This window comes from Marinomonas sp. 63XJN7_7_ISO-PGPR-S23-202 (assembly GCF_056173505.1).
In genome coordinates, this window is the sequence record NZ_CM149677.1 from 1,104,997 (window position 1) to 1,127,528 (window position 22,532).

24 protein-coding genes are annotated in these 22,532 nt (G+C 43.2%); 21 read left to right on the top strand and 3 right to left on the bottom strand.

Annotated features, from left to right (window positions below; all coding sequences use genetic code 11):
• Positions 1-109: 109 nt before the first annotated feature.
• The 10 genes from AC0VYG_RS04965 (at position 110) to AC0VYG_RS05010 (ending at position 10,981) form a co-directional block, all read left to right on the top strand.
• Positions 110-1,957, top strand: a complete 1,848-nt coding sequence (locus AC0VYG_RS04965; protein ID WP_475431231.1) for a M3 family metallopeptidase — start codon at positions 110-112, stop codon at positions 1,955-1,957.
• Between the two features lie 94 nt (positions 1,958-2,051).
• Positions 2,052-2,825, top strand: coding sequence for a GNAT family N-acetyltransferase (locus AC0VYG_RS04970; protein WP_475431232.1), 774 nt, complete (start codon positions 2,052-2,054; stop codon positions 2,823-2,825).
• A 309-nt stretch (positions 2,826-3,134) separates the two neighbouring features.
• A complete protein-coding gene (locus tag AC0VYG_RS04975) occupies positions 3,135-3,623 on the top strand; it encodes a DoxX family membrane protein (RefSeq protein ID WP_475431233.1) in 489 nt (162 codons plus the stop codon).
• 225 nt (positions 3,624-3,848) lie between these two features.
• Positions 3,849-4,409, top strand: coding sequence for a nucleotidyltransferase family protein (locus tag AC0VYG_RS04980; RefSeq protein WP_475431234.1), 561 nt, complete (start codon positions 3,849-3,851; stop codon positions 4,407-4,409).
• 262 nt (positions 4,410-4,671) lie between these two features.
• Complete coding sequence (locus AC0VYG_RS04985) at positions 4,672-5,301, top strand: TetR/AcrR family transcriptional regulator (protein WP_475431235.1); 630 nt, start codon at positions 4,672-4,674, stop codon at positions 5,299-5,301.
• Positions 5,285-8,740, top strand: coding sequence for an acyl-[ACP]--phospholipid O-acyltransferase (locus AC0VYG_RS04990; RefSeq protein ID WP_475431236.1), 3,456 nt, complete (start codon positions 5,285-5,287; stop codon positions 8,738-8,740). Before AC0VYG_RS04985 ends, AC0VYG_RS04990 begins: the two co-directional genes overlap by 17 nt.
• Before the next feature lie 445 nt (positions 8,741-9,185).
• Positions 9,186-9,632: a GNAT family N-acetyltransferase gene (locus AC0VYG_RS04995; protein ID WP_475431237.1), complete on the top strand. Its 447-nt coding sequence runs from the start codon at positions 9,186-9,188 to the stop codon at positions 9,630-9,632.
• Positions 9,633-9,669: 37 nt separating this feature from the next.
• Positions 9,670-10,104, top strand: coding sequence for a GNAT family N-acetyltransferase (locus AC0VYG_RS05000; protein WP_475431238.1), 435 nt, complete (start codon positions 9,670-9,672; stop codon positions 10,102-10,104).
• A gap of 70 nt (positions 10,105-10,174) precedes the next feature.
• Positions 10,175-10,534 carry a VOC family protein gene (locus AC0VYG_RS05005; protein ID WP_475431239.1) on the top strand — a complete coding sequence of 120 codons (360 nt, stop codon included), beginning with the start codon at positions 10,175-10,177 and terminating at the stop codon, positions 10,532-10,534.
• A gap of 18 nt (positions 10,535-10,552) precedes the next feature.
• Positions 10,553-10,981: a GNAT family N-acetyltransferase gene (locus tag AC0VYG_RS05010; RefSeq protein WP_475431240.1), complete on the top strand. Its 429-nt coding sequence runs from the start codon at positions 10,553-10,555 to the stop codon at positions 10,979-10,981.
• Positions 10,982-11,018: 37 nt separating this feature from the next.
• Here AC0VYG_RS05010 and AC0VYG_RS05015 read toward each other — a convergent pair whose 3' ends face one another.
• Positions 11,019-11,504: a DUF2938 domain-containing protein gene (locus AC0VYG_RS05015; RefSeq protein ID WP_475431241.1), complete on the bottom strand. Its 486-nt coding sequence runs from the start codon at positions 11,502-11,504 to the stop codon at positions 11,019-11,021.
• 80 nt (positions 11,505-11,584) lie between these two features.
• On the opposite strand from AC0VYG_RS05015, the gene AC0VYG_RS05020 reads away from it, so the two are divergent.
• The 11 genes from AC0VYG_RS05020 to AC0VYG_RS05070 all read left to right on the top strand — a co-directional run bounded on the left by AC0VYG_RS05020 (position 11,585) and on the right by AC0VYG_RS05070 (position 19,728).
• Positions 11,585-12,007, top strand: coding sequence for a helix-turn-helix domain-containing protein (locus AC0VYG_RS05020; RefSeq protein WP_475431242.1), 423 nt, complete (start codon positions 11,585-11,587; stop codon positions 12,005-12,007).
• 43 nt (positions 12,008-12,050) lie between these two features.
• Positions 12,051-12,671, top strand: coding sequence for a nucleotidyltransferase domain-containing protein (locus tag AC0VYG_RS05025; protein ID WP_475431243.1), 621 nt, complete (start codon positions 12,051-12,053; stop codon positions 12,669-12,671).
• A gap of 34 nt (positions 12,672-12,705) precedes the next feature.
• Positions 12,706-13,242 (top strand): NADPH-dependent FMN reductase, encoded by a 537-nt coding sequence (locus AC0VYG_RS05030; protein ID WP_475431244.1) that lies wholly within the window; start codon positions 12,706-12,708, stop codon positions 13,240-13,242.
• A gap of 23 nt (positions 13,243-13,265) precedes the next feature.
• The gene (locus tag AC0VYG_RS05035; protein WP_475431245.1) at positions 13,266-13,682 is read left to right on the top strand and encodes a hypothetical protein; all 417 of its coding nucleotides are present in this window, start codon (positions 13,266-13,268) and stop codon (positions 13,680-13,682) included.
• A complete protein-coding gene (locus AC0VYG_RS05040; RefSeq protein ID WP_475431246.1) occupies positions 13,683-14,003 on the top strand; it encodes an antibiotic biosynthesis monooxygenase family protein in 321 nt (106 codons plus the stop codon).
• Positions 14,004-14,119: 116 nt separating this feature from the next.
• A complete protein-coding gene (locus tag AC0VYG_RS05045; protein ID WP_475431247.1) occupies positions 14,120-14,812 on the top strand; it encodes an aspartate/glutamate racemase family protein in 693 nt (230 codons plus the stop codon).
• Between the two features lie 13 nt (positions 14,813-14,825).
• Positions 14,826-15,308 (top strand): GNAT family N-acetyltransferase, encoded by a 483-nt coding sequence (locus AC0VYG_RS05050; protein ID WP_475431248.1) that lies wholly within the window; start codon positions 14,826-14,828, stop codon positions 15,306-15,308.
• A 50-nt stretch (positions 15,309-15,358) separates the two neighbouring features.
• Positions 15,359-15,484: an SDR family oxidoreductase gene (locus AC0VYG_RS05055; RefSeq protein WP_475431249.1), complete on the top strand. Its 126-nt coding sequence runs from the start codon at positions 15,359-15,361 to the stop codon at positions 15,482-15,484.
• Between the two features lie 78 nt (positions 15,485-15,562).
• The gene (locus AC0VYG_RS05060) at positions 15,563-16,351 is read left to right on the top strand and encodes a hypothetical protein (protein ID WP_475431250.1); all 789 of its coding nucleotides are present in this window, start codon (positions 15,563-15,565) and stop codon (positions 16,349-16,351) included.
• A 417-nt stretch (positions 16,352-16,768) separates the two neighbouring features.
• Positions 16,769-18,106, top strand: coding sequence for an MFS transporter (locus AC0VYG_RS05065; protein WP_475431251.1), 1,338 nt, complete (start codon positions 16,769-16,771; stop codon positions 18,104-18,106).
• A gap of 467 nt (positions 18,107-18,573) precedes the next feature.
• A complete protein-coding gene (locus AC0VYG_RS05070; RefSeq protein ID WP_475431252.1) occupies positions 18,574-19,728 on the top strand; it encodes an N-acetylmuramoyl-L-alanine amidase in 1,155 nt (384 codons plus the stop codon).
• Between the two features lie 67 nt (positions 19,729-19,795).
• On the opposite strand, the gene AC0VYG_RS05075 is transcribed toward AC0VYG_RS05070, so the two are convergent.
• Together AC0VYG_RS05075 and dxs are read right to left on the bottom strand one after the other, a co-directional pair.
• On the bottom strand, positions 19,796-20,440 hold the full coding sequence (locus AC0VYG_RS05075) for an SDR family oxidoreductase (protein WP_475431253.1): 645 nt from the start codon (positions 20,438-20,440) through the stop codon (positions 19,796-19,798).
• 178 nt (positions 20,441-20,618) lie between these two features.
• Positions 20,619-22,499: a 1-deoxy-D-xylulose-5-phosphate synthase gene (dxs, locus tag AC0VYG_RS05080; RefSeq protein ID WP_475431254.1), complete on the bottom strand. Its 1,881-nt coding sequence runs from the start codon at positions 22,497-22,499 to the stop codon at positions 20,619-20,621.
• Positions 22,500-22,532: the final 33 nt, after the last annotated feature.

The following is a 22,532-nucleotide window of genomic DNA, read 5'->3' on the forward strand; positions in this document are numbered from 1 at the left end:
ATCCGGTAACTGTTGGCTGTCACGTACATGTACCGTTTGTTTATTTAATCTAGAATCGAAAAGAGACATGGCGGCAGCTACCGATGCATCCATTTTATTAAGGACTACCATGACATCAACTGACTATCTAAATCAGCTTAATCAAGATTATCTTAGTATCCATCGTGTGAAAGAAGATTTCTTCTGGGACACTTATATGGGCATTAGCGATGATAACGAGGGGGCCTCACAGGCCCAAACAAAGTGGACAAATTTTTTAAGCGATGCCAAGCGTATTGATGAGGTAAAGGATCAGCTTCTTGCGGCAGAAGCCATCGCTGACAGTGACGAAAAAGCACAGACCATGGCTGGATTACAGGGGTGGCTGGCGATGTTTGATGCGCATGGGATTTCCTCTCCAGACGCGCAAGCGCTAAAAGATCGACTGATTAAACTTGAAGCGCAACTGTTTGAGAAAAAGCAGCAGCACGTGATGACCTATCAAGACGAAAAGGGGCAGGCGGTAGAAGCCTCGTTAGTGTCGGTTCGCTCGGTGATTCATACCAATAGCAATGAAGCGGTACGTCAAAGTGCTCATCAAGCCTTGTTGGATGTAGAGCAATGGGTCTTGGAAAATGGCTTTATTGAATTGGTGAAACGGCGCAATGAGTTTGCTCGCTCTTTAGGGTTTGACAACTTTTTTGATTACTCTGTCCGCAAGGGCGAGCATATGTCCAGTGATGAATTGTTTGTCATTCTAGACGATTTTGAGCGGCGCACGCGTGATCGCCACTTACAGAGTTTACGAACGTTGGCTGAAGAGAAGGGAGAGTCTGCACTATTAGGTCATAACTTTTCTTACGCTTATGCAGGCGACGCTATGCGTGAGTTGGATCCGTATGTGCCGTTCTCTCAATCACTGCGCCGTTGGGTAGAGTCTTTCGGGCGTCTTAATATTGATTACTCTGGTGCTGAGTTAACCTTGGATTTATTAGATCGTAAAGGCAAATACCCTAATGGATTCTGCCACGCGCCGATTCCGGCTTTCTACGATCAAGGCAAATGGGTAGCAAGTAAAGTCAACTTCACCAGTAATGCCAAACCAGACCAAATGGGCAGCGGCTTTGATGGCATCAATACCTTATTTCACGAAGGAGGTCACGCAGCACATTTTGCTAACGTCAAAATGAATGCGCCTTGTTTCTCGCAAGAGTTTGCACCAACCTCAATGGCTTATGCGGAAACCCAATCAATGTTTTGCGATAGCCTACTGAACGATGCCGACTGGTTAAAAACGTATGCGAAAGACGCACAAGGCCATGTTATTCCTGATGATGTAATCAAAGCCATGGTGACCAGTAGCCAACCTTTTAAAGCCTATGAAGAACGTAGTATTTTAGTGGTACCCTATTTTGAAAGGGCGCTTTATCAGCTTGATGACGAGGAGTTAATACCAGAGCGTATTATCCAATTGGCTCGCGATTGTGAACAGAGAGTTTTAGGGCTTGCTTGCAGTCCTCGACCACTATTGTCTATTCCCCATTTGCTCTCGGATGAGTCCGCCTGTGCATATCATGGTTATTTATTAGCGCATATGGCGGTCTACCAAACTCGTGCTTATTTTTTAGAGAAGTTTGGTTATCTAAGTGATAACCCACAAATTGGCCCGCTGTTAGCCATGCATTACTGGCAATGCGGTAATAGCCAAACTCATAATGAGACGATTAAAGCGCTCACTGGCGAAGGGTTTAACGCGAAATATTTGGCGGACGAATGTAATTTAACGGTTGAGCAAGCTTGGCAAGCTCAGCAAGAGAAAATGGCTCGTCTTGCACAGCGTGAATTAGTGACTCCTGCTTCCTTGAATGCCAGTATTCGTGTGGTCGATGGGGAGCGTGAATTGGCTTCGAACCAAGAGTCAGACCAGAAATTGTGTGAGCAATTCGAAGCTTATATCGGCGAACATTACGGCTGCTAATAATAGAACTCGTCAGTCTTTCAGAGTCAAATAAAATTGAATTCTGAAAGGCTGATGGTGCTTTTGATTATACTGTTTAACAATAAGGAAATGAATGAACTCTCAAACAGCAAGCGCCGCTTTTACGTCGTATTTTCGTTTTAACAATGAACGTACTTTATCTACGACGTTGCCGAGTGATCTTAGTATTATTGTGTCGGACGATGTTACCGCTTATGTGGATAAAACGCGTCGTTATGATAACCAAATTGTGATCCATGATGTTTGTAAAATAGACGAGCTAGAACAAATTTTAAACCTATATGGCTCTGAATTCTCTCCTGAAATCAGTCTAGAACCAAAAGCGCAGAATGCGGAGATTCATTCGTTTTTGCAGAGTAAGGGGTTTCATCAAGAGTTTTTACATGAGTTTTTGTATTTACTCCCCAAGAGCGGTCAATCATTACCCTCTCATTCAAACACCATCAATATTGAGCGATGGGAAAGCGATAAAGCTGATGATTTTTTGGCGCTGCTAAAAACCTCCGGTTTACAATGTACGACAGAGGTTTGGCAAGCAAAGCGCCATTTATATTGCACTGATACGTTCCGTTGTTTTGTTGCCCGTATGGATGGCGTGCCTTGTGCTTGGGCAACTACCTTCATGGATGGAGAAGTGGCCACACTGGCGAATGCTTATACACAAGAAGCGTTTAGAGGGAAAGGTTGCCAGACAGCTTTGCTCCATGCCCGCATTGAAGATGCAATTGAGCAGGGCGCTAGCCTGCTATTAACCGATGTTATGCCAGACAGTGTAAGCAGTAGAAATTGTCAGACGGTCGGCTTTGTAACGGATTGCATCAAAGAAGTATGGTGCATTGAGGAATAGCGCTTTCTATATTTATCTAGACAAGTATTTTTTATGAGTATGTTAGTGATAAAGCAATATTTACTTAATAAAAATCATCGGTCAGTTTTATATGTGAGTTTTTATATAGCTATTGCAATTAAGAATTTGTCATCTAATAAGATGATATTCTTTTTATTAAAATTAAATTAGGTATTTTTGGTTGATTTAATCAATTTAAATTGTCATAAAAGATACTTTTTATTCCATGTCAAAAACTGATTTGTGTCAATATTCTATAACTTCAATATAAATATACTGTCATCACGAAATTTAAAAAGGAGTGTTGATATGTCTAATGTAATCGATAAACGTTTTTTGCTTGCTTTACGCTTAGGGATGGCTTGGACGTTTTTATATGCTTGTTCTCATCAAGTATTTGACCCCAATTTTAGTATCGTTGGTTTTTTAAACAGTACGAAGACTTTTCATGGTTTCTTCTCTTACTTCACCGGGCCCGTCATTGCCCCTATTGTGTCGTTTATGGTGGCTTATGGTCACTTAGCGATTGGTTTGTCTTTGCTTTTTGGTTTGTTTGTCCGTATTAGTGCGCCTTTTGGGGCTTTGGTTCTATGCATGTATTGGATGGCAAACATGGATTTTCCATATGTTGTTGATCACCATAATTTCATTATTGATTCACATATAATCTATGCCATTGTGTTAATTATGTTGGCTGTAAAAAATGCAGGTCATTATTATGGGTTGGATAATGTATTAGCTCAGTCAAATTGGTTGAAACAAGGTTCGCTTTCTAAGCTTAAACCGATTGTAGGATAAGCTTTAAATTACATTTCTTTATTATGCGATGCGTTAGAAAATGATTTTTAATGCGTCGTATAATATAAGAAAAAGTTAGAGATCTATGATTGTTGATGTTTGCTCAATAAAAAGATAATCTCTCCAAATAATTTATTCAAAATAAGACGTGGATTTTCTTATGGCTTGCTTCTCTATCTTACTCCCTCGGTTGTGCTTATCATATCCTCTAGAGGGGAAGTCGTCGTGAATCATGAACAGCAGGTAATTGCTTGGCTTGAGCAAGATAAAATGCGTATGGAAGCTTTACAAATCGCCCAGCAAGTTGGACTGAATGATTGGTGTATCGGGGCTGGTTTTGTGAGAAATTTAGTCTGGGATAAGCTCCATGGTTATGAAGACACGACCCCATTGAACGATCTGGACTTAATCTATTTTGACCCAGTAAACACCAGTGTTGAAGCAGACGAGCGTATTGAAGATGAGCTGACTTCTCATTCTACTTTACCATGGTCTGTTAAGAATCAAGCTCGTATGCATCACCGTAATAGTGATGCACCCTATCGGTCAACCAGTCACGCCATGAGCTATTGGGTCGAGCTAGAAACAGCCATAGGGGCTCGGTTATCGTCTTCTGGTCAGGTAGAGCTGGTGGCTCCTTTTGGGGTCGATGTGTTGTTCAGAAAGAACATCACCATGAACCCTGATCGTCTTAAGCCGATTGATTTTGATCGGCGTATTAACAGTAAGCGTTGGTTGCAGTTGTGGCCTGATCTCACCGTCGTGCGGCCAGAGATCAAGGTGTGATCTATCGCTCGCAACAATAACGCAATCACTCACTTCTAACCCCAAATAGAGGACAAATCGCCCAGTAACTGAATCAAGTTCCGTAACGCTGCCAGCATTGTTATGCATGATAATCAATAGCAATTAATATTAAAGGTTTGTTATAGGTTAATGGCGAGTGTCTATGGCTAGGGTTTGGTTTTTGAGTGAACTCTCTTGACTTATTAAACACTGTTCATTATATTTATTGAACAGTGTTTAATAAGTCTTAACAGGGAGAAAAATGGCTCGCCGTAACGATCATAGTCGAGAAGAGTTAAAGGAGTTGGCATTAATTGCTGGCGAACAGTTGATAGATGAAGGCGGTATTCATGCACTGTCAGCACGAAAAGTTGCCCAGAAAATTGGCTATTCCGCTGGTGCATTGTATTTGGTTTTTACCAATTTGGACGATTTATGCTGGCACATCAATGGCCGAACCATGGCCATGTTGAATGCCCTGCTGTCGACTCAAATTGAACAAGAAAAAGTAAATCGCCTACCTCAAGAAACCTTGCGTATTATTGCAAAAACCTACCTTAACTTTTCCGCTGAGTGGTCTAATCGTTGGGCGTTAATGTTTGAGCATCACACCCCAGAAAATATTATTTGCCCTGATTGGTTAATTCATTCAGTTAACGAATTGTTCGGTTTTGTTCAAGCGCCGTTGCGTCAATTAGCAGCCAATGTCAGTGAAGAGTCACTACAGCTTGCGGTACGAACCTTGTGGTGTGGGGTTCATGGTATTGCCGCGCTGAGTTCCCGAGGGAAGCTATTTCTTGAAGGGGATCAAACGGATGCATTGATTGATAACTTATTGACTCATTATCTAACTAATTGGATTCAGGAGAGCACCAATGAACAGTTTGTATAAGGTTCGCGGTTTTGCTGCTTTTATTAGTGTGGCTTTTCTCAATAGCTTTGTAGATTTAGGCCACAAAATTATTATTCAGAATACTTTGTTTAAAAGTTACGATGGCAGTCATCAAGTTTTATTGACGGCATTAGTCAATGCCTTAGTGTTATTACCCTATATCTTATTAGTGACTCCTGCTGGCTTTTTATCTGATCGATATAAGAAAAAACGCGTGATGCAAATGTCTGCTGCCATCGCGATTCTTATCACTCTCATGATAACGTGGTGTTATTACCATGGGCGCTTTATAGAGGCTTTTGCCTTTACCTTTATTTTGGGGCTACAAAGTGCCATTTATTCCCCTGCTAAATATGGCTATATACGTGAAATGGCGGGAGTGAACCGCTTAAGTGAAGGCAATGGCTGGATCCAAGGGGTCACCATGATTGCTATCTTAAGTGGTATTGTGGTCTTTTCTGCTTTATTTGAACTCTTGCTACCAATGCAGAGCATGTATTCTCCTGATAGTGTATTCAGTGCTATTGCGCCATTAGGCTGGTTGCTTGTTATCGGATCCTGTTTTGAGTTTTATTTGACATTGCGCTTACCGGAAGGGAATGCAGTGACCTCGTCTGAGGCGTTCAACTGGTCTAACTATGCCCATGGTCGCACGTTAAAACAGAATATATCCTTGCTGGGTAAGCATAAGGCTATTTGGCAATCAATTCTTGGTTTGACGTTGTTTTGGTCTATAAGTCAGGTGCTACTAGCCGTTTTTCCCGCTTATAGCAAAGAGCATTTGGGAATGACTAACGCCTTTGTTATTCAAGCAACTATTGCTGTGTCCGGCATAGGGGTTTTATTGGGCTCTATGTGGGCCAACAGCATGTCACGCAATCAAATCAATTTATCTCTTATTCCGGTTGGGATCGCGGGGGTGACCCTTGGTGCCTTTATCATCCCAATGGCACACTCTTTTCTTATCTTGGCCTGTGCTTTTTTTATCATCGGTCTGTTTGGGGCTATGTTTAGTGTGCCATTAAATGCGTTGATTCAGTTCCACGCTAAGAATGATCAGCTAGGCCGCACCTTGGCGGGCAGCAATTATATTCAAAACATCGGTATGTTGGCCTTTTTAGGTCTCACTATTGTCTTTTCACTTACCGATCTGGATGTAAGTTACCTGCTGTGGGGATTGGGATTCATTGTTTTAGCTGGGACGTTAATCGTCATTCACATACTTCCAGAAGCCTTACTCCGTGGTGTTATGGCCATTATTCTTGCCCGTAAATATCGGCTTAATGTGCTTGGTTTAGAGCATTTAAAGCAGTCAGGTCAGGGTGTTTTGTTACTGGGTAACCACATCAGTTGGTTGGATTGGGCTATGGTGCAAATGGCCTGCCCACGTCATGTGCATTTTGTGATGGATAGAGGTATTTACCAGCGTTGGTATTTGAAGTGGTTTTTTGATCGCTATAAGGTGATTCCTATTTCCGGTGGGCAAAGTCGTCAGGCTTTAGAACAAGTGACTGAGTTACTTAACCAAGGTGAAGTGGTGTGTTTGTTTCCAGAGGGGGCGATCAGTCATTTGGGGCAACTTGGCGAATTTAAGCACGGTTTTGAGCGCGCTTGCGCAGACGCAAAAGGCGTCATTGTGCCTTTTTATCTACGGGGTATGTGGGGCAGCGTCTTTTCCCGTTCATCGCAAAAACTGTCTCAGTTGAGAAAAAGTGGTCTGAAACGGGATGTGACCATCGCGTTTGGCACGCCTATGGATATTCATTCCACAGCGGAGACAGTGAAGCAAAAGGTATTTGAGATGTCAGTGACGAGCTGGAACGATTATACCGATACGCTTGAGCCCTTAGCCCATTCGTGGATTCGTACTGCGAAAGCAAAACCAACAGATTGGGCCATTGTTGACAGTAAAGGTGAACCATTGGGCCACCAAAAACTACTGACCATGACCGCATTATTGCAACGTCGTATTAAAAAACTTCCAGGGAAAAATCTTGGCCTACTTGTGCCAACGTCTTCTCCTGGCGTAGCGGCTAATATGGCAGCATTAATGGCAGGTAAGACGATAGTAAACATTAACTATACGTCCACACCTGAAGCGCAGCTTCATACCGTAAAACAGGCGGATATTCAGAGTTTTGTCACCGCCCATCGTTTTATTCAGCAGTTAAAAAAGCGTGGCATTGATTGTCAGGCATTATTGGCGGGTAAAAATGTTATTTACCTAGAAGATTTCCATAAAGAGCTGAGTAAAGTCGAGGCGGTGAGTACCGCTGTTATGGCGGCACTATTGCCCACCAGTTGGTTGCATTGGTTATGGTGTTCCCATTGTGAGTTAGATGATGCCGCCGCGATTTTGTTTTCATCGGGCAGTGAAGGTACGCCTAAAGGAGTGGTGTTAAGCCATAGGAATATTATGGCGAATATTCGCCAAGTGTCTGATGTGTTAAATGTGCGCGACAATGACCGAATTATGGCCACATTACCACTGTTTCATGCTTTTGGTCTAACTGTCACGGGGTTATTACCATTGCTTGAAGGCGTTCCCGCGATTTGCCATCCCGATCCTACCGACGGTTTAAACATTGCCAAAGCAGTAACGAAACATGAAGCGACTTTGATGTGTGCTACGTCAACCTTTTTACGGCTGTACACCCGAAATCGTCGTATTCATCCTCTTATGTTCAGTAGTTTGCGAGCTGTCGTAAGCGGTGCAGAGAAATTAGACCCACAAGTAAGAGATGCTTTCACCCAGCGGTTTGGTAAAACGATCTTAGAAGGCTATGGCACGACGGAAACCACACCGGTGGCCAGTGTGAATCTGCCAGGCTACATTAATCGTGATACGGCTCAAGTGCAGGAAGCGGCTCGTACTGGGACGGTCGGTATGGCATTACCAGGCACAACCTTCCGTATTGTTGATCCGAATTCATTAGAAGCGTTGCCCGTTGGAGAAGATGGACTGATTCTGATTGGTGGAGCGCAAATTATGAAAGGCTATTTAGAGGATCCAGAAAAAATCGCTGATGTGATTGTCGAAATGGATGGATTACGCTGGTACAAAACAGGGGATAAAGGCCACTTAGATGAAGACGGCTATTTAACTGTGGTGGATCGCTATTCACGTTTTGCCAAGCTAGGTGGAGAGATGGTTAGCTTAGGTGCGGTGGAACAGCATATTCGGACAATTCTACAGTCGACTGACTTATCTATGGTGGCAGTGAATGTGCCTGATGAGAAAAAAGGTGAAAGGGTTATCTTACTGGTGGGGGATGACGCGAACCCAGAGGATATTCGCCAGTCTTTGGTCGAGGCGAAAATGCCTGCTTTGATGATGCCCAGTGAGATTATTAAAGTCGATGAGTTGCCTATTTTAGGAAGCGGCAAACTCGACTTTAAAGCCGCTAAGCAATTAGCATTGGATAATACTCAAGGGTAGCATTGCGTTTCACTCGGCTTGCTTTGACTGAGCGGCCGAGCGATGATGTTTATGGAATGTATTTGCATGATGTTGGACATCATTTTATAGGGTAATTCTCTAATAGGAAGTTGAAATGAAAAAATCTATACAGCTAAGCAAATGATGTGGGGAAGCTTTTTTGGAGGGCCTGTTGCTGCCATCTACTTTTTAGTAACGGGATTTAATGCAATCGACCTGGAGAGTCGTTGGTATTTCTATAGTGTCTTTCCTAATCGTCTTTATTCTGATGTTAACCACAATTTATTTTTTAGACATATTTGGGTTGATTTATATAGAGTGATTGTGATTACCAAGAGGTAAAAAATAATCAGCAATGTTACCAAAATGGAAAGATCTTTCATTGTAACCCGCTTCAAGAGAGCACAATAGATTAAAAGTGTCCTGTGGTTTGATTGGAGTTATTATGAATTATGTTCAGGTGCAAGCAGATACGATCCCTATCTCATTACTGCTTGAGGCGGATCCTTCGGAAGAAAACATACGCTCTTATCTGCATCACTCTATGTGTTTTGTTGCGAAAGATACTCATCAGGTGGTTGCTGCCTCTATTGTGCAGAGAAAGTCGGATGTGTTAGCGGAAATACTCAATATATCGGTTTTAGCAAGCCACCAGAGGCAGGGGATCGGTTCCCAACTGTTACAATTTACCTTATCACAGTTGAAATCCAAGGGTGTGTTTCGTGTGGAGCTAGGAACAGGGTCTTTTGGTTACCCATTAATTTATTATCAACGATTAGGGTTTCGTGTTGATTCTGTTATCAAAGATTACTTTCTTGAGCACTATTCTGAGCCTATTTACGAGTGCGGAATACGGCATAAAGATATGTTGAGGTTATCTATAGACCATTAAATAAAGGGTATTTCACGTGTCGCTGTTGGAGTGAGACATGATCGTTATTAGAGAAATGACCATAGCAGATTACGACGCTGTTATTGAACTGTGGCGTCAGACGGAAAGCATGTCGTTACGAGAGGCGGATTCACGCGAGAGTATTGAGCGTTATCTTAACCGCAATGAAGGGCTGAGTTTTGTAGCGCTGAATAAGGATGAGGTTGTCGGCGCTGTATTGGTGGGAACCGATGGGCGACGTGGCTACTTGCAGCATCTCGCTGTTACATTACCATTGCGTGGTCAAAAGATTGGCCAAGCGCTTGTGGATAAATCGATTAAAGCGTTGGCATTGATTGGCATTCATAAAACCCATTTATTTGTTCACAACGACAATTTAAATGCTCAAGGCTTTTATGAAATGCTTGGGTGGTTTCCTCGGGATGAAGTTCGCATGTATTCCTTTAATAGTTCTATGAGTCGTAATGTATAGCTGATTTTTTATTCGTTTATTAGGGAAAGAAACTTTTACACAGCAGGTGTGTAAAAGTCTCGGAGAGAGTATGACACCTACGGCAATATTAGTGCATGTACCCGATGTATCATTAGGGTTAGCTTGGTATCAAAAGGCGTTTCCATCAGCGTTACCCAGATACTTGGCTGATTTCGATTTTACCGTTTTGGACATTAATGGGTTTTTGCTAGAAATTGTTCAGGCCGATGAAAAGGTGGGAGCGGGAAAGTCGGGAACCGTTCTGTATTGGTCTGTTGACTCCCTTGAAGCATCCTTGAGGCATTTTGAATCCATAGGGGCGAGTTTATACCGTGGTCCAATGGCAATAGAGAGTGGCTTTGGCATGTGCCAGGTAGCGGATCCTTTTGGTAACCTCATTGGCTTACGAGGTAAGTGGCAAGTCTGTTAATACATTGAAGGACGTTGTATGGAATACACACAAGCGGTTAAAGAAGATGGCTATGAATTAGCTGAAGTTCGGGCTTTAGCGATGCGGCCAAGCCTCGAAGCATTAGGTCGTTTTGATGAAAAGCGAGTGAGAAGCCGTTTTCTAGAGACCTTCACGCCGAGTGATACCTTCAAAATAGTGGATGATGAGACGTTATTGGGCTTCTTTGTAGTACGCGTCAAAGCAGACCATCATTACTTGGATCATCTGTATATCAAGCCAGAACATCAAGGTAGAGCACTTGGTAAATTGGCGCTTCAAAAGATTGTTTCAATGGCTCATAAAAAAGGGTTGCCTGTTCGGTTAGGTGCGCTTAAAGGCAGCCGCTCCAATGATTTTTATATCAATAATGGCTTTATAAAAACACATGAAGAGGAGTTTGATATTTATTATGAGAGCCCAGCTTAGCAAGAGAAACTGGGCTCTTTACCTGTGTTGTTTTTCATTAGCTCTGCAATAAATGAGAGAGCCAGCCTGAACCATAAAGACCAAGACCAAACACCGTATGAATGGCAAGGCTATGTATACGAGTCATCGTTGGTCTTGGTGTTTTTGATGCGGCAATACCTGCGCCCATACAGGGCTGCATCACTAAAAAGGGGAGTGTAACGGTCGCGACACCAACCAACAAAGCGGGTATTAGGGTTGGTCTGTTTAGCCATTCGCTTCCCCATATTGCTATTAGTAATGCAGAAAAAATGATTCCCGTTAGGTAATGGGCCGTCCATCCTAGAGTACGTTCACCTTTTATTGGCGGTGACGCCACTATGTTCTGATGCAGAAGGTGTCCATTTCTCATGGTGCCAAGCCATCGTCCCAAAAAATCGTAATTTATTGGTATACCGAAGAAAAGTTGTCGAATCAGTGCCCATAAATCCATGATAATGGTCGCACCTATTCCGATGATGATAATCCATACTATCTCGTTCATAACATATCTCCATAAATTGTTTTTGATCCGATGTGGTGATAGCTTACAACCTTAAGTGAACTTGAAGTAAAGAGGACGTTTTGGATATTTCTGAAGTGGCTAAATGCTCAAATATATCAGCGTCGGCATTGCGCTATTACGAAGAAAAAGGGTTAATTGAGTCGGTTGGACGCAGAGGATTGCGCCAAGTATTTCATAAAAATGTCCTAGATCGTTTAGCGCTGATTTCTCTTGGACGTGCCGCCGGCTTCTCATTGGATGACATTGCGCAAATGTTGAAGGCTAATTCACCGCCTCAAATAGACAGGCAAATGTTATTAGACAAGGCCGAGGAACTCGATAGATCCATTCGCAGGTTAACCTTAATGCGAGATGGACTAAAACACGCTGCGGTGTGTTCTGCCCCCAGTCATTTGGAATGTCCAAAATTTCGACGTTTAATGGGACTCGCAGCCTCTGGGTTGATTGAGCCCTCTAGCAAGACACCTGCGGGTAAAAAATGATGAAATCTGTATCTATTCAACAAGGTAAAGAGGCTGCTATTTTATGGATAAACTGATTCGTTTAGCTGTTGAGGATCTGATAAAGCGTTATCAGCCACATACCATTATTCTCTACGGCTCTAGAGCAAGGGGCGAGGCGACGCAGGCGAGTGATATTGATATCGCATGTTTTGTAGATAGCGCTACAGAAACCAAAGAGGCGCGTTTGTTTCATGGCGTGTATTTGGACGCTTGGGTATATCCCTCTGAGAAGATGACCTTAGTCTCGGACGATGCATTGCGTTTTGGTGATGGCATCTGTTTATTGGATCAACGAGGCCTTGGTGGTCAGTACCTTGCGGCGATACAAGAGCGAATCGAGGCTGGGCCGGAAATATTAGATGAGACAGACCGTTCACATACTTTTGAATGGATCTCTAAAATGTTGTCTCGAATTGAATTAGATGACTTGGAAGGGAAATATCGACGCCATTGGTTGCAGTTTGAGTTATTAGAAATCTATTTTCAGCTTCGCGGGTTATGGTTTTTTGGCCCTAAGAAAAGCCTGCGTTATTTGCAAGAAAATGATGCCGTTGCTTATCAGTTATTTTACGATGTTTATGATGACCCTACGGATGTAGATCGATTGAAATTATTGGTTCAGTGTGTGGTTGGCAAGTCATAGGTTATTAATTGAATGGTAGGAAAGGATCGAAGGAATGAAAATACTCGCCTTATCAGGCAGTTTGCGTGAATGTTCTTATAATACGGCGGCACTTAAAGCCTTAGGTGAGCTTTCACCTGATGATGTGATCGTGGAAATAGGTGAGATTAAAGCCCTTCCTTTGTTTAACCCTGATTTGGATGAGACTCAGATTCCAGCACTACAGAGGTTAAAAGCACAGCTTATGCAAGCCTCCGGTTTAATTATTGCTAGTCCAGAATACGCACACGGCATCAGTGGCCCCATGAAAAACGCATTGGACTGGTTGGTCAGCGGGGTAGAGTTTCCCTATAAGCCCATTATGTTGATTAATACCTCGCCACGAGCTAGTCACGGTTTGGCGGCTTTGCGGGAAGTATTAACGACTATGTCGGGTGTCATTATCGACAGTGCGTTTGTCTCGATTCCTTTATTAAGTAGCGAACTGGATAAAGAGGGGATTCTTGAAAATCATGCATTGTCAGGAATGCTAAAGGCCGGGCTGGAGGCATTTTGCTGCCAAATAAAGCGCTCTGGAGAGAGTGCTTTATAAAAAATCAATAATGGAGAGTGAGTTTGACTATTGTGGTCCAAGAAGAAGCGACGGGCTGTGGCATTGCGTCAGTGGCGAATATTGTTGGCAAAACCTATTCACAAATGAAAACAATCGCCAATGATTTAGGTATTTTTGCCTCAGATACCTCGCTCTGGTCTGATACGGGTTATGTTAGACGCATGTTGCTAGCATGCGGGGTGAAAGCCTCTGACAATGAAACACCATTTGTCTCTTGGGACGCCTTGCCGGATTTGGCGTTGTTAGCGATTAAGCATCATCAAGAAGATGGCAAGGATTTTTGGCATTGGGTTGTATTTAAGCGATTCAACGGTCAGCCTGTCGTTCTGGATTCTGCCAGTTATCTCCCCTCTAACAGTCGAACAGATTTTGCTGAGATGCAGCCAAAGTGGTTTATTGAAGTGGTTAAGGAGGTGTAAGTGATTGCTCGTGAATGGAAAGCCAAATGCCCAACAATACATGAAGAAGGCTTCATTGCGTATTTATATGAAACAGGTGTAAAAGATACCGCTAAAACGGATGGCTTTCTTGGCGCTCAAATATTTAATCGAGATAGTAGTGAAGGGGCCGAAATCACCTTGATTACTTATTGGACGGATGTTGAGAGTATAAAAGCTTTTGCTGGTGAAGACATTGGGGTAGCAAAGCTCTACCCAGAAGATGATAAGTATGAGTTACAACCGGATCATTATGTAACCCATTATAACGTAAAAGAAAATACTTGGGTTAATGCAGATTAAGTTGCTGTCTATCTAAGGCGTGTTTTAAATGCTTCGAGAAGCAAATGTCGCCCGATGCCACCCAATATTTTCAACCTGTGTTTGTTTATTTATATCTAAAACGATATGGAGAGATCATGAAAACGATTGGCATGTTAGGAGGCATGAGTTGGGAATCAACTGTGACTTACTACGAGGCGCTCAATAAAGGCATCAAAGCCGCATTAGGTGGTTTACATTCTGCGAAAATTTGTCTTCATAGCGTGGATTTTGAGGAGATTAAAACCTTACAACATGAGGGAAAGTGGGAGGAAACGGCTGCCATTTTAGCCAATGGGGCAAAGTCTGTCGAAGCGGGTGGGGCGGATTTTCTACTGATCTGTACGAATACTATGCATCAGGTGGCGCCTCAAATTGCCGAGCAGATTTCCATCCCCATTTTGCACATAGCCGACGCAACAGCGGACGCGTTAAAAGCTGATGGCATTACTAAGGTGGGGTTGTTGGGAACACGTTTTACCATGGAACAGGACTTTTATAAAAATCGCTTAATCGAGCATTTTGGCATTGATGTGGTGGTTCCTGGTGAAGCGGATCGAGAGTGCGTGCACAATATTATTTATGATGAATTGTGCCAAGGGCAAATTTATACGGAGTCGCGAGAGCGCTATTTAGCCATCATTGATTTGCTTCATAAACGTGGCGCCCAAGCGGTGATTTTAGGTTGTACTGAGATTGGGCTGTTGGTGCAGCAGCGTCATACCCATGTGCCCTTGTACGACACCACAAAACTGCATGCGGATGCAGCCGTTGCCTTTGCGCTTTCTTAAAAAGGATAAATAGGTGTATCAAATAAGATTGCTTGAGCCCCATGAAGCCAGTGTTTATCGAGAGATTAGGCTAGAAGCTCTAAACAATTATCCAGATTGTTTTGCGGCGGATTATGAGCAGCAAAAAGCCTTGCCAACCTTGTACTTTGAGCGCTTGATAAAGGAAGGCTCTACGAAAGGAAAGATGGTGGGTGCGTTTATCAATGCTGAGCTTGTCGGAATTTGTGGTGTAACCTTTGAAACAACACTATTGCCAGACGCTGGTGAAATTATTCAAATGTACGTGAAGCCGACCAGTCAACATTTGGGGATCGGCAGGGCATTGATGAGGTTTATGGAAACTGTGTCTCTAGACTGTTCTATTAAAACCTTAGTGCTAGGTGTTGAACCGTCTAATAAAACCGCTTTTGGCTGGTATCAAGATTTGGGCTATCGCTTAGATCAAGCCTTAGCCAATGAATCAAGTGTTCAATATATGAGGTTATTACTGAGTTAAATGATCGCTGACTAGATCCTCCTAGCTTGTTTTGAGCGCTAATAGACGTAGTGCTGATCAAGCGTTTTGCCCGTGCCGATGAGGTTGTCAACGTGATTGAGTTTCTATCCTCTAGCAAAGCAAATTATATTGTTGGTCATACTCTGGTGGTTGATGGGGGAATATCCTTGTTGTGACCTTGGTTTGACTAACGAAGTTGTTTACACTCTCCACGATTTTATTTTTTAGAGTAATACTGTTTAAAAGGAATTTTTATGAAAAAAATAGCGATGTTATTTATATTGTTTTTAAGTCATTCCGTTTTTGCTCTTGATCTTGCTAAGTATCCGACAGAACTTACTTCTAACGAAGGCGTTAATGTCGTGATTGCACCGACTTTGGATAAGACTCAAGCTTTGATTAAAGTCACAGGAGTGAATAGTGATATTGATGGTGTGGTGTTGTTGACAGAGCTTAAGCCACAAGGTGGCTCAAAAGCCTACAAATATACGTTCGATGGTTCATTAAGATCATTGATTTATGTATCTGATGACTACGGTTGTTGTTCTTATAAATTATATTTACCAGATACCCGAGATGGTATTTATCTAGGTAAAAAAGAGAAAACTGAGCCAGATGCAGTGAAAAATCTATCCGCACTATACGATCAGCAAGTTAAACAAGGCATTCAAACGAAACTGGCAACATTTAATCGTGAAAAGCATCTAAAAGATCAAAAGGCGGTCATTGCTGAAGCGGATAAAAATGTGGCTAAACAATGTGGCGCTGAGATTCCGACGACTGTCGATTGGTCTAACGTGAAGGATGGTGATTTAGGCAGCTATGCAATCGGCGCTTACTGTGCTCAAGTCGCTACTAAATTAGCTGATCAGTGCGAGAGCAAGCCTGAGTTTAAGAAAACAGCGACGCAGTTCAAAGCAATCCGCTGTGAATTTACGGATAAGCTAAAATTGCATGAAAACAATCATGTTCTTGATTTTAAAACGGCTCCTAAGGCACCGAACCAAGGGCAATTTATTGAAGCGTATTTAAATAATTTTTAAGAAATCCGAATCATTCAGTGCCTTGTAATGGTGATTACATTGCGAGGCTCTATCTATATAAAATTGCGTCTTTATAGGTTTAGACCTTTCAAAAGCCTGCATTCTTTGTTAAGCACCTCGTCAATAGGTCTACTATTCACATTCGGTGCTTGCCGCAAATAGCACGCTTTTATGCACATGCTGAGACAAGAGGACTTGTTCACACCTTCCCTAGTCTCTAACTGAGTATTTTGTCAATTTTATCAATAAAAATATCTTTATTTTGTTTTGCCCCACCAGTAAACTTCATTCCCCCCTGTTTGAAAATACTTCATATCGCACTCGTGAATTTGCGTTCATGACATAATATATAACCGTGGTAGAAGCAGGCAGGACTCTTAAACAAAAGTATCCTTTAAAAGTAGTTGTCTATCAATCATGAATACAAAAACAAACTCTCAACCTAATCAAGCCGAGGGTGGGTCAGATGCTCATCGTCGTTTAAATCGAAGTGATGCAAAAACGTTAAGTCTATCCGCCCTTGGTGGCGCATTGGAGTTTTACGATTTTGTTATTTTCGTTTATTTTGCCAATGTCGTTGGCAGTCTTTTCTTTCCCGCTGATATGCCCGAATGGCTTCGCCAAGTACAAACCTACGGGATTTTCGCTGCGGGTTACTTAGCTCGTCCATTGGGCGGCGTTATTATGGCGCACTTTGGTGACATACTGGGTCGTAAACGTATGTTTATGATGAGTATTTTGCTGATGGCTGTACCTACCTTAGCCATTGGTCTTATGCCAACCTATGAGACGATTGGTATTGCCGCACCTTTACTCTTGTTGTTCTTCCGTGTCTTGCAAGGTGCCGCGATTGGTGGTGAAGCGCCTGGGGCGTGGGTCTTTGTGACAGAGCACGTGTCTAAGCGTCATGTGGGATTTGCATGTGGGGTCTTGTCATCGGGTCTTGTGGCAGGGATTTTGATTGGGTCTTTGGTCGCCACCTTTATGCATTCTATTTACAGTGCCGCCGAGATTCACAGTTATGCTTGGCGTTATCCTTTTATTCTAGGTGGTTTGTTTGGTTTTATTACCATGTACTTACGTCGCTGGCTACAGGAAACGCCTGTATTTAAGGAAATGGAATCACGTAAAGAGTTAGCGCAAGAGTTGCCCATTAAATCTGTGGTTAAAAAACACATTCCTTCTGTGTTGATTTCTATGGCGGTGACTTGGGTATTAACGGCTGCTGTGGTGGTGACGATTTTAATGACGCCAGCCTTGTTACAGAAGCTGATTCATCTGGACCCTCAAACCTCGTTAGAAGCAAACAGCTTAGCGATTATTTGCGTTATCATCGGTTGCTGGGTTTGTGGTGCATTGGCGGATCGTTTTGGTAATGGCCCTATTTTGGCGATTTTCAGTATTGGTCTGGGCGTGAGCTATTGGATGTTTTACAGCACCATGTTGCATGATACGTCTTTGTTGTTTCCAATGTATGCATTGGTCGGCTTCTTTGTCGGGTTGACGGGTGTGGTACCAGCCATCGCGGTAAAGAGTTTTCCGGCTGCGATTCGTTTTTCAGGGTTGTCTTTCTCTTATAATTTGGCTTATGCCATTTTTGGTGGGACGACGCCGTTAGTCGTGAGTACTTTGTTAAGAGAAGACCCGCTTGCACCTGCTTATTATGTGGCCTTTGTGTGCGGTGTTGGGGTGTTAGCAAGCCTTGCCGTTATGGGATTTAGAAGACATTTAGACTTGGTTGCTAACCCTATCTAAGATTTTGGTGACGCTTTTCTTTGAGAAGAAGTACCGTAAAATAAGGGCCAAGATAGCGATGCTATCTTGGCCCTTTTTTGATTATTGTGAGATGTTTTGTGGGAATATGGTGAGTGAGGCTGTTTTTTCTGGTCGTAATTCTAGCGTAAAGTTTTTGAAAGTGCTGAGTGTTTTTTTGAGATTTTGGTTTATTCGTGGTTACATAACTGTGTTAACTTAGTCTTGGGAAGGCATGAATTGGTTCTCTTTTCTCTGAGTTTGAACAAAAAGTTTGCTCTTTGGAGCACGCGTCTCGTATAAATAGGTATCTATTGATCGAGGCGATTTGCAGTAAATGCTGGCTTTTAAAACGCGCTCTTTGACGTTTTCGAAAAACTTGAGATAGATAAGGGAAGCCCCATCTTCCTCTTCTCCCATAGGCTTTGTTGTTGTAAACAATTTGCTTAAACGAAGATGGCGTATTTCCTATGTCAAGTACTACTCGACGTGAATTTATTCAACGGCTCCTAATGGCATCTGGTGCTGTTTTACTCTCTGCCCCGGTTTTGGCAGCGACCCGCTCTAACATTTTAAAAGCGGTTCATTCTTCTCATGATGGTAAGCTAACTCGCCTAACATTTGATTTAGCCCACGTTCCCCATTACAACGTATTTACACTATCAAACCCTGCAAGATTGGTGGTGGATTTACATGATACAAGCAATCACAGTAATCTGGAGTCGCTGAAAAGGAGCGGTCTATTCGATAATGTTCGTTGGGCTGTTCACCATGATAAAACGCTGCGGGTGGTTTTTGATTTACCGCATCAAACCTCTTTCAATGGCGCTTCTATTGATAAGCACACAGGGCGTCTGGCTTTAGATTTTACCAACAACTTGGTACATCACGCCGTTATGAAGAGGCATCCGGTTAAGCGCGATATTATTGTGGTTGTGGATCCCGGTCATGGTGGCAAAGACCCTGGTGCGACTGGAAAATACGGCACCCATGAAAAAAATGTGGTGTTAGAAATTGGTCGCATGCTGAAACGTAAGTTGGATAATACGCCAGGCTTTAGAGTCGTGATGACGCGGGACAAGGATATTTTTATTCCATTACGTCAACGGGTCAATATTGCCCATAAGCACAAAGCAGATGTCTTTGTCTCTGTTCACGCGGATGCCTGTGATGATCGCTCTGTAAAAGGTTCTTCTGTTTATATTTTGTCAAATAAAGGCGCTAGTAGTGTGATGGCTCGTCGTTTGGCTGATAGAGAAAACGACTCAGATTTAATTGGTGGCGTATCGCTAAAAGGTAAGGGCAGTATGCTGGCGAAAGTCTTATTAGATTTGTCTCAGACGGGAACCATATCAGCCAGTTCCGATCTTGCTCATACTATGATCCATAATCTGGCAGAGAGTGAGCGTGTGCTTCACCGTAAAGTAGAGCGAGCGGCATTTGTTGTTTTGAAATCGCCTGATATTCCATCTGCTTTAGTAGAAACCGCCTTTATTTCCAATCCGACTCAAGAGAAGAAATTGAGAACAAAGGCGTTCCAAAACAAGATTGCTAATGCGCTTCATGATGGAATAAAAAGCTACTGTTTGGCGAACATTCCAGAACGCAACCTTATTATTAGCTAATTGAATAGGATAAACCTTCCCCCAAAGTGAATGTTTCAGTTTGGGGGAAGGTTTATTAGAGATTAAATTAAGCAGACGGGACCAATACGTTATCAAAGTCGTAGGTGCCGTTGAACAGTTCAAATACCTTTCCGTTCAAATCGTCTTTACTTAGAATATGCATAACGGCTTTGGCTACATCGGCACGGGGTATGGCCATTTCTGCACGTGAATCAGGACGTTTGATAGTGATTTTACCTTGGCTTTTGTCATTCGTGAGAGGACCTGGGCGAACAATAGTATACGGAACACCTGATTTTATTAGGTAATCATCTGCCATGTGTTTCGCAACAAGGTAAGGTTTGATGTTAGATTCTAGTGCATCTGGATCATCGGCGCCTATGCTGCTCACTAAGATGAATTGTTTGACTTGGGCGTCTTTTGCGTAGTCTACGGCTTTTTTCGCTGCCCATAAATCAATCAGTAGGGTTTTGTCTGGTCCGGTTTTAGCGCCAGAGCCTGCTGTAAAAATGACGCGGTCAACTCCTTCAAAGGCGGCACTAAAGTCTCCCTCTAGATCCACTTCCATGATATCAAGTTGTTTTCCCTCAAGATCGCTGAGTTTGCTTTTGTCACGGACCAGAGCACGTGTAGGTTGATTCGTTTGTGCCATTGTTTGGGTAATGGTTTTGCCAATTTGGCCGCTTGCACCAATGATTAAGGTTTTACTCATTATCTGACTCCCTAAGTTAGTTGCCTTTATTTACTATATTAGGCGAGAGTCTCAAAGTTAAACCCTTTCGTTGAGTTTTGCATACTTGGTGGACATTTTAGGTCGGTTGCTGAATATGAAAAGCCGACTTTTATGTCGGCTTTTCATATTGGATTGCGTTGTAGAAAAGGGTAGTGAATTAGATTTGTGCTAATTTCTGTTTGATCTGCTGTTCTATACCATCAGCATCTAACCCGATTCGTTTTAGCATTGCTCCGTGGCTGGCATGGTCTTCATATTGGTCAGGTAGTCCGATATGTAGAGTTGGGAGATGGATGTTGTTGGTTAGTAAGAACTCACTGACTGCTGAGCCAGCGCCGCCCATGATAGCATTTTCTTCCACTGTCACAATAAGCTTAGCATGTTGATGCTTCAATAACGCAGCTTCGTCTAATGGCTTAACAAAACGCATGTCCAGTAGTGTTGCATCTAAATGGTTAGCCGCTTGAAGCGCATCGTAGGTGGGTCGTCCAAAGCTACAAATCACAATGTCGGAGTGGCCATTATGGAGTGTGCGAGCTTCGCCTATTTTAATGGTTTCAAGGGTGTTTTCTATCTCGATGCCTCTTCCTGTACCACGTGGGTAGCGAACGGCCGCTGGGCCTTGGTATTCGTACCCCGTTTGTAGCATTTTGCGGCATTCATCTTCATCAGAGGGGGCCATGATCACCATGTTAGGAATGCAGCGTAAATAACTTAAATCGTAGGCTCCTGCATGGGTGGGACCATCTTCCCCTACGAGTCCAGCACGGTCGATGGCGAAAAGAACATCGAGATTTTGTAGAGCGACATCGTGGATCAGCTGGTCATAGGCGCGTTGTAAAAAGGTGGAGTAAATCGCGACAACAGGTTTTAACCCATCACAGGCCATACCAGCGGCTAAGGTGACGGCATGCTGTTCGGCAATGGCGACATCAAAATAGCGTGTCGGAAAGCGATCTGCGAAGGCTATCAGGTCGGAACCTTCTTTCATGGCAGGGGTGATAGCAACAAGCTGGCTGTCGTGCTCAGCGGCATCACAAATCCATTCGCCAAAGATATTGCAGTATTTTGGTAAGCTCTTTTTAGGGGGGGCGTTCGGGTTGTCTTGCTCTATTTTGCTGATGGCATGAAAGCCAATAGGGTCGCCTTCGGCGGGTTCGAAGCCCTTGCCTTTTTTGGTGATGATATGCAAGAACTGCGGGCCAGAGCGATCTTTCATGTTGTTGATGGTGGTAAGTAGGTGATCCATATCGTGACCGTCGATTGGACCGATGTAGTTAAACCCTAACTCTTCGAACATGGTGGCAGGAGATACTAAACCTTTCATATGTTCTTCGGCTTTTCGAGCGAGTTCTTCAAGTGCTGAAGGGAGACCGGAAAAAACTTTTTGACCACCTTTACGAATATGATCGTAGGTTTTACTGGCCCACATACGAGCAAAGTAGCTGGATAATGCTCCAACGGGTTTGGAGATAGACATTTCGTTATCGTTTAAGATAACCAGCATATCGGCTTTCACATCACCAGCATGATTCAATGCTTCAAAGGCCATTCCGGCCGACATTGCACCATCACCAATGACAGCCACGGCTTTACGTGGCTTGTGTAGAAGACGAGAAGCGAGTGACATTCCTAAAGCGGCGCCAATGGAGGTGCTGGAATGGCCGACGCCAAAGGTATCGTATTCGCTTTCTTCACGCTTTGGAAAGCCTGAAATACCATTTTCCTGGCGAATGTTCAGTAGCGCATCGCGGCGCCCTGTTAATATTTTATGTGGATAAGCCTGATGACCAACGTCCCATACGATACGATCTTCTGGTGTGTTGTACAAATAATGTAAGGCGACCGTCAGCTCTATGACCCCCAAGCCGGCTCCAAAGTGTCCACCTGTTTGGCCCACACTAAAGAGCATGTATTCACGAAGCTCGCGCACAAGTTTAGGGAGCTGCTCTTTTTTTAACTTGCGCAGGTCAGCTGGGTAGTTCACCTGATCAAGTAGTGGCGTGTTGGGTCGTGAGGTTGGGATTTCGTCGAACATGGGCACCAGTATGGTCACATTAATAAAGTCATA